Source organism: Kitasatospora sp. NPDC057518 (genome assembly GCF_042802075.1).
In the GTDB taxonomy this organism is placed as follows: Bacteria; Actinomycetota; Actinomycetes; order Streptomycetales; family Streptomycetaceae; genus Kitasatospora.
The window spans coordinates 1-2,757 of sequence record NZ_JBHVEU010000694.1; the positions used below are offsets into that span (position 1 = coordinate 1).

At 66.5% G+C, this 2,757-nt stretch carries 1 protein-coding gene; it reads right to left on the reverse strand.

The window, feature by feature from the left end; translation table 11 throughout:
* Positions 1-85: 85 nt before the first annotated feature.
* A complete protein-coding gene (locus tag ACFU7Z_RS38450) occupies positions 86-2,434 on the reverse strand; it encodes an immune inhibitor A domain-containing protein (protein WP_049652524.1) in 2,349 nt (782 codons plus the stop codon).
* Between the last annotated feature and the right edge of the window lie 323 nt (positions 2,435-2,757).

Here is a 2,757-nt window from a genome sequence, read left to right on the forward strand (position 1 = left end):
GCCCCCGCGCGCTGCGGGGACGGGCCGGACGTGGAGTTGTCAGAGCTGCCTGGTCACAGGCCGATCGCTACCCGGGGGGTGACGATCAGAAGTTGTCGACCGGGCGGACCCGGATCCAGGTCTCCAGGTAGTTCGAGGACTCGTTCTCGACCTCGATGCTGGTCCCGGTCTTCGGGACGTTGACACCGCTGTACGGGTTGTCCTTGTTCCACCACGACTTCAGGTCGTTGAACTCGTCGACGCCCTTGGCCTTCGGGATGACGGTCTCGACGCCGGCCTTGTGCAGGGTCAGACCGGAGGTGCGGCGCGAGCCGAAGGTGGAGTCGTAGCCCTGCATGCGCGGACGCATCAGGGTGCCGTCGGTCCACTTCAGCGGAGCCGGGTGCGAGTCGACCGGCAGGATCAGGCCCTGGCCCGGGTGGGCGCTGACGTTGTTGTCGGTCTGCGACTCGTCCCAGTACCAGATCAGCAGGCCGGGCTGGTACGAGTAGTGCTCGACCCAGTTCGGCTTGTCGGCGAAGCCGAAGTTGTACGGGCCGGTCTTCAGGGTCTGGTCGAAGGACACGTACTGCCGGTTCTCCGCGATGTAGTACTGCGCGTAGTCCTTGGTGTACGAGCCGCCGAAGCGGGAGAACCCGTCGGCCACCCAGCCGTTGTCACCGTTCTCGACGTCGTCGCTGAACACGGTGGCGCCGTCGGCGACGACCGCGATGTTGTCCAGCGTCAGGCCGCGGAAGTGCAGGCCGCCGTCGGTGGTGTTGTGGTAGCGGAACTTGACCTTCTGGCCCGCGTAGGCGTCCAGGTTGAAGGACAGGTCGCCCCAGGCGGCCACCTGGCCGCTGATGGCCGGACGGCCGTTCTCGCGCGGCAGCGCGGTCCCGTTCCAGGTGCCGTCGACGACGGTCCAGGTCTTGCCGCCGTCGGTGGAGACCTCGCCGAACGCGTAGTCGAAGTCCTGCTCCAGCTCGTACCAGGCCTTGGCGTTGATGCTGGCCTTGGTCTTGCCGGTCAGGTCGATGTCACGGGTGAGCGTGACGTTCAGGTTGTCGGCGCTGCCGCTCCACCACTCACCGGTGCCGCCGAACGGCTTGTTGATCTCGGTGGTGATGCTCTTCTTCGGCAGGTCGACGATCAGACCCTGCGGCAGGTTGCTGTTGTACTCCGCCGGGCCGATGTGGTGGGTCGACTCGGTGCCCGCCTTGGCGTGGTCGGCCTTCAGCCAGCCCAGCTTGTACTTGCTCCAGGCGTCGAGGTCGTTCGGCATGTCGCCGATGCTGTCCTTGCCCTCGCCGAGCCAGGAACCGGAGGACATCAGCGACCAGAAGCCGACCGAGTTGTCGATGCCCTTGCCGGCGGTGTCGTAGAGGTCCGGCAGACCGAGGTCGTGGCCGTACTCGTGGGCGAAGACGCCGAGGCCGCCGTTCTCCGGCTGCATCGTGTAGTCGCCGATCCACAGGCCGCTGTTGCCGACCTGGACGCCGCCGAGCTTGTTGCCCTCGGGACCGGCCGTGCCCTGCAGGTTGCCGTAGACGTACGAGCGGTGCGCCCACAGGGCCTTGCTGCCCTGCTTGCCGCCACCGGCCGACTTGTCCTCGCCGGCGTGCACGATCTGGAAGTGGTCGATGTACCCGTCGGGCTGGTTGAAGTTCCCGTCGTGGTGCGAACCGTAGCGGTCCCACTGGTCGTACTGGGCCAGCGTGGCCTTGATCTGGGCCTCGGTCTGGCCCTTGGCCTGCTGGTCCTTGTACCAGATGTCCACGGCGTCGCGGATCAGGTCCTGGGCGCTGGCGCAGACGTTGGAGCCGCAGTAGTCGGAGCCGTACCGGGCCTCGTTCCACGGCACCCGGACCCAGTCCGAGACCACGCCGTCGACCGAGTAGCGGCCCGAGGACTGCTTCTCGTAGTAGGTCTTCAGCGAGGGCTTGTCCTTGGCGAAGTACAGGTCCTGGTAGTGCTGCTGGTTGTAGTCGGCCTGCCACTCGGTCGAGTTGTTGGTGGCCGGGTCCGGCTTCTCGATCTCGTTGTGCTTGGGGCCGGCCTCGCCGCCGTACTTGACCTTGCCGTCCGGCGTCTTGGTGGTGTTGTCCACCTGGTCACCGAAGTCGACCAGGATGGTGAAGATCTTGTCCGTGCGCTCGCGAGCGAGCTCGACGTACTTGTCCTTGCCGAGCTTCACGCTGGTGCTGCCGTTGTGCTGCTCGACCTCGGCGGTGCCGTTGAGGAGCTTCTCGGTGGCGGCCTTCTGCTCCGCCTCCACCTTCGCGGTCAGCGGACCCGGAAGGTTGTGCTCGGTGTTCTGGACGGCGTCGGCCGGGTCCCGCGGGACCGGGGCCGAGCCGGCGGCGACGGCGGAGGCCGGGAACAGGCCCGTGCCGAGCGCGACTATGACCGCTGCGGCCGTGGCAGCCGCAGCGGTTCTCCTGGTGTTCTTCAACGTTGTGACGTCCTCCCCGACCAGGGCCCAGCTCTTGGCCAAAGCCCGGCAAACCAAAATGAAAGACAGGTGGACGTCATTTGATCCAAGCGTGCACGGAAAAGATAGACCTTGACCATGACATGGTCACGGCGCTATCCTCCGCGACTTCCCATCATCTGACCGCCTGTCAACCGTATGTTCGTGAAAGGTCGGTGAGAAACCGAGCGCACCCGCACCAGCCAGCGCGGGGGCCAGCCGACCCGGCCCGCACCGGCGCGGGGGGCGGCGGGAGCGAACCAGGTGAGTGGCGTCGTAGGGGGTGATTCCGCAGACGTAGAGCC